At 49.4% G+C, this 5,416-nt stretch carries 2 tRNA genes and 3 rRNA genes; all 5 read right to left on the reverse strand.

Going from position 1 to position 5,416, the window contains the following annotated elements:
• Positions 1 to 26: 26 nt before the first annotated feature.
• Positions 27 to 142, reverse strand: a 5S ribosomal RNA gene (rrf, locus tag JWV37_RS12455).
• A 119-nt stretch (positions 143 to 261) separates the two neighbouring features.
• Positions 262 to 3,175, reverse strand: a 23S ribosomal RNA gene (locus tag JWV37_RS12460).
• A gap of 208 nt (positions 3,176 to 3,383) precedes the next feature.
• Positions 3,384 to 3,459, reverse strand: a tRNA-Ala gene (locus JWV37_RS12465).
• A 4-nt stretch (positions 3,460 to 3,463) separates the two neighbouring features.
• Positions 3,464 to 3,540 (reverse strand) — tRNA-Ile (locus tag JWV37_RS12470).
• 111 nt (positions 3,541 to 3,651) lie between these two features.
• Positions 3,652 to 5,162, reverse strand: a 16S ribosomal RNA gene (locus JWV37_RS12475).
• Together the 16S, 23S and 5S rRNA genes with 2 tRNA genes alongside form the textbook arrangement of a ribosomal RNA operon.
• Positions 5,163 to 5,416 lie beyond the last annotated feature (254 nt).

A 5,416-nucleotide genomic window follows, 5' to 3' on the forward strand; every position in this document is an offset into this window, starting at 1 on the left:
TAAAGCAGGTAAAAGAATAATTGACGAGCCGGCAGCGACCTACGTTTCCGTCCCAGTAAGGGAGAGTATTATCGGCCATGATGCGCTTAGCTTCCAGGTTCGGGATGGAGCTGGGCGTTTCCACATCTGTATAGCCACCGGCAAGCGTCATAGAAAAAGACCAGTGTCTTCTTGTATGACGCTTTCGTGTCATTGTTAAAAGTCAGCAACGTTAGTGTAAAAACAACCTCTCTATCCTTATCAAGGAAGTGATGCTAAGAAATAAGTAAGCCAAACGACCTATTAGTACTGGTCAGCTAAAGGGCTTTCACCCATTACACACCCAGCCTATCAACCATGTAGTCTACATGGGGTCTTCGGGGATTGTTCATCTTGGAGTTGGCTTCCCGCTTAGATGCCTTCAGCGGTTATCACATCCGAACATAGCTACTGGGCGATGCTCTTGGCAGAACAACCCATACACCAGTGGTTCGTCCAACCCGGTCCTCTCGTACTAGGGTCAGCTCTCCTCAACAATCCTACGCCCACGGCAGATAGGGACCGAACTGTCTCACGACGTTCTGAACCCAGCTCGCGTACCGCTTTAAATGGCGAACAGCCATACCCTTGGGACCTGCTCCAGCCCCAGGATGCGATGAGCCGACATCGAGGTGCCAAACCTCCCCGTCGATGTGAGCTCTTGGGGGAGATCAGCCTGTTATCCCCGGCGTACCTTTTATCCTTTGAGCGATGGCCCTTCCACGCAGAACCACCGGATCACTATGACCGACTTTCGTCTCTGTTCGACATGTACGTCTCACAGTCAAGCTGGCTTGTACCATTATACTCTGCGAACGATTTCCAACCGTTCTGAGCCAACCTTTGTAAGCCTCCGTTACTTTTTAGGAGGCGACCGCCCCAGTCAAACTACCCACCAGACATTGTCCTCCTTGGGGATAACCCAAGCGAGTTAGCTATCAGAATAACGAAGAGTGGTATCTCAACAATGGCTCATCCTAAACTGGCGTCTAGGAATCAAAGCCTCCCACCTATCCTGCACATCGTTATCCCAACAGCAGTGTCAAGCTATAGTAAAGGTGCACGGGGTCTTTCCGTCTTGCCGCGGGTAGGAGGAATTTTCACCTCCACTACAATTTCACTGGATTCCTGGTCGAGACAGCTCCCATCTCGTTACGCCATTCATGCAGGTCGGTATTTAACCGACAAGGAATTTCGCTACCTTAGGACCGTTATAGTTACGGCCGCCGTTTACTCGGGCTTCGATCAAGAGCTTCGCCTTGCGGCTGACACCATCAATTAACCTTCGAGCACCGGGCAGGCGTCACACCCTATACATCCTCTTACGAGTTAGCAGAGTGCTGTGTTTTTGGTAAACAGTCGGGAGGGACTCTTTGTTGCAACCTTTTTCGCTTTTGGGAGCAAGTCCCTATACGAAAGGAGGCACACCTTATACCGAAGATACGGTGCTATTTTGCAGAGTTCCTTAACCAGAATTCTTCCACGCGCCTTAGAATACTCATCTCACCCACCTGTGTCGGTTTACGGTACGGGTAATTACAGATATACTTAGAAACTTTTCTTGGCTCGACGGCATCAACGATTCAGACGCAGCTCCGAGGAGCGTTGTCTGCCTGTCAGGTCTCGAATAAAGAGATACGGATTTGCCTATACCTCAATCTACACCCTTCGAGCCACTATTCCATCAGTGACCTCGTTTAGCCCTAAGCGTCCTTCCATCGCGCTCTGTAATTAGTATTGGAATATTAACCAATTTCCCATCGCCTACCCCTTTCGGACTCGGCTTAGGCCCCGACTAACCCTACGATGACGAGCATCGCGTAGGAAACCTTGGGTTTACGGCGTTAATGATTCTCACATTAATTATCGCTACTCATGCCTGCATGCTCACTTCTAGCCGCTCCAGCGCTCCTTACCGGTACACCTTCAACGCTGACTAGAACGCTCTCCTACCACTCAATATAAATATTGAATCTACAGCTTCGGTACTTACTTTAGCCCCGTTATATTTTCCGCGCAGAATCACTAGACCAGTGAGCTATTACGCTTTCTTTAAAGGATGGCTGCTTCTAAGCCAACCTCCTGGTTGTTGAAGTAACTCCACATCGTTTTCCACTTAAGTAAGATTTAGGGACCTTAGCTGGTAGTCTGGGTTGTTCCCCTCTCGACGACGCATTTTATCACCCGCCGCCTGACTGCTGTGATTCCATAGTGGGTATTCGGAGTTTGACAGGGTTTGGTACCTTGGTATAGGCCCTAGCCCAATCAGTGCTCTACCCCCCACTACTACGACACAACGCTATACCTAAATATATTTCGGAGAGAACCAGCTATCACGAAGTTTGATTGGCCTTTCACCCCTATCCACAAGTCATCCCGAGACTTTTCAACGCCTATGGGTTCGGTCCTCCACTGGCTCTTACACCAGCTTCAACCTGCTCATGGATAGATCACTTCGTTTCGGGTCTGCAGCATCTGACTAAATCGCCCTATTCAGACTCGCTTTCGCTACGGCTTCGGGTTTCCTTAACCTTGCCAGACACCACAACTCGCAGGCTCATTATGCAAAAGGCAGTCCATCACCCTGGATACACCATAGGGCTCTGAATGATTGTAAGCAAATGGTTTCAGGTTCTATTTCACTCCCCTCACTGGGGTTCTTTTCACCTTTCCCTCACGGTACTTGTGCACTATCGGTCAGACAGGAGTATTTAGGGTTGGAGGGTGGTCCCCCCAGCTTCAGACAGAATATCACGTGTTCCGCCCTACTCAGGATACTGTTAGGATTGCTTATGCTTTTAAATACGAGGCTATCACTCTCTGTGGCCCCTCTTTCCAAAGGGTTCTTCTAGCAACTACGTTCCATGTCACAGTCCTACAACCCCAGATGCAAGCATCTGGTTTGCCCTAGTCCGGGTTCGCTCGCCGCTACTACCGGAATCTCGTTTGATTTCTCTTCCTGTGGGTACTGAGATGTTTCACTTCCCCACGTTCGCTCCCCTAAGGGTGACACCCATCACTGAGTGCCGGGTTGCCCCATTCGGAAATCCCTGGATCAAAGCCTCTTGGCGGCTCCCCAAGGCTTATCGCAGCCTAGTACGTCCTTCATCGCCTCTGTCTGCCAAGGCATCCACCATTCGCTCTTAGTAGCTTACCTATTCTTTTTTTGACGCATCACTTCCTTGATAAAGATAGAACACCTTTAACAAGAAACGTGAAATTGTTTTTACAATTATGTTGTGACTTTTAACAATGATACGGTAAATAACATTTAGACCTAAAGTCTAATCCAAAGCTTACATGTAAGGCTTGGATTAAACGTTATGCTAAAAACAATGTCAATGACGCTAAGGTTTGCTAGTGGATGGTGGAGAATAGCGGGATCGAACCGCTGACCTCCTGCGTGCAAGGCAGGCGCTCTCCCAGCTGAGCTAATTCCCCAAGATGGTGGGCATAACAAGATTCGAACTTGTGACCTCACCCTTATCAGGGGTGCGCTCTAACCAACTGAGCTATACGCCCCTTAGTGTCGTCAATCTCTCAAACCTAAACAAGTGTCCATACGCAACAGGATTTTTTTGTGTTTCTTGGGTTTCCGCCTACCCAAACGAATGGGTAGGCCATATACTCTAGAAAGGAGGTGATCCAACCGCAGGTTCTCCTACGGTTACCTTGTTACGACTTCACCCCAGTCGCTGAACCCACCGTGGAGGGTAGCCAGTTTAGCTTCCCCGCTTCGGGTGAATTCAACTCCCATGGTGTGACGGGCGGTGAGTACAAGACCCGGGAACGTATTCACCGTAGCAATGCTGATCTACGATTACTAGCGATTCCAGCTTCATGTTCTCGAGTTGCAGAGAACAATCCGAACTGAGAGTAGGTTTATAGATTTGCTCCACCTCGCGGTATTGCGTCTCATTGTCCTACCCATTGTAGCACGTGTGTAGCCCTGGCCATAAGGGCCATGATGACTTGACGTCGTCCTCACCTTCCTCCTCCTTACGAAGGCAGTCTGTTTAGAGTGCTCAGCCGAACTGTTAGCAACTAAACACGAGGGTTGCGCTCGTTGCGGGACTTAACCCAACATCTCACGACACGAGCTGACGACAGCCGTGCAGCACCTGTCACTTCATTCTAGCAAGCTAGCACTCCCGTATCTCTACAGGATTTGAAGGATATCAAGGCCAGGTAAGGTTTTTCGCGTATCTTCGAATTAAACCACATGCTCCACCGCTTGTGCGGGTCCCCGTCTATTCCTTTGAGTTTTAATCTTGCGACCGTACTCCCCAGGCGGCATACTTAATCCGTTAGGTGCATTACTGCCCTGACGTGCAGGGCAACAACTAGTATGCATCGTTTAGGGCGTGGACTACCAGGGTATCTAATCCTGTTTGCTCCCCACGCTTTCGTGCCTCAGCGTCAGTTGAGTTCCAGCAGATCGCCTTCGCAATGGGTATTCCTGGTGATCTCTACGGATTTTACCCCTACACCACCAATTCCATCTGCCTCTCCCTCACTCTAGGCTGCCAGTTTTCCAAGCAGTTCAACGGTTGAGCCGTTGGATTTCACTCAGAACTTGACAACCCGCCTACGCACCCTTTACGCCCAGTGATTCCGAGTAACGCTTGCACCCTCCGTATTACCGCGGCTGCTGGCACGGAGTTAGCCGGTGCTTATTCATAAGGTACCGTCATTATCTTCCCTTATAAAAGGAGTTTACACACCGAAATGCGTCATCCTCCACGCGGCGTTGCTGCATCAGGGTTTCCCCCATTGTGCAATATTCCCCACTGCTGCCTCCCGTAGGAGTCTGGACCGTGTCTCAGTTCCAGTGTGGCTGATCATCCTCTCAGACCAGCTACCCGTCATTGCCTTGGTGAGCCATTACCTCACCAACAAGCTGATAGGATACAGCCCCATCCCTTGGCACCGGAGTTTTCCCGACTTACCTTAGAGTAAGAAGGAGTATGGGGTATTAGCAGTCGTTTCCAACTGTTGTCCCCCACCAAGGGGCAGGTTAGCTATACATTACTCACCCGTGCGCCACTAAGAAAGAAAGGCGAACCTCTCTTTCTCCGTTCGACTTGCATGTGTTAAGCACGCCGCCAGCGTTCACTCTGAGCCAGGATCAAACTCTCCATATTAAACCTTAAAAAGGTCATGAAGTGTTTTTAAAGAGGAAAGGTGCTCAAACCGTATCCTCTACCTGTCTCGTACAGATCACTTGTTTAGATTTCAAAGATTGACATTGACATTAATACTGTAAATAACATAAGTGAATCTCTCTCCCTCAACATTGAAGGAAAGCCCTATTCTTCGGAGGAAGAAGAGGTAGAAACGCTTGGTCGTTCTCTCAAACGAGGACGAAATTATATAGCGATGAAGCTTAAAGGGAGGT

This window comes from Sulfurospirillum tamanense (assembly GCF_016937535.1).
Classification (GTDB): Bacteria; Campylobacterota; Campylobacteria; order Campylobacterales; family Campylobacteraceae; genus Sulfurospirillum_B; species Sulfurospirillum_B tamanense.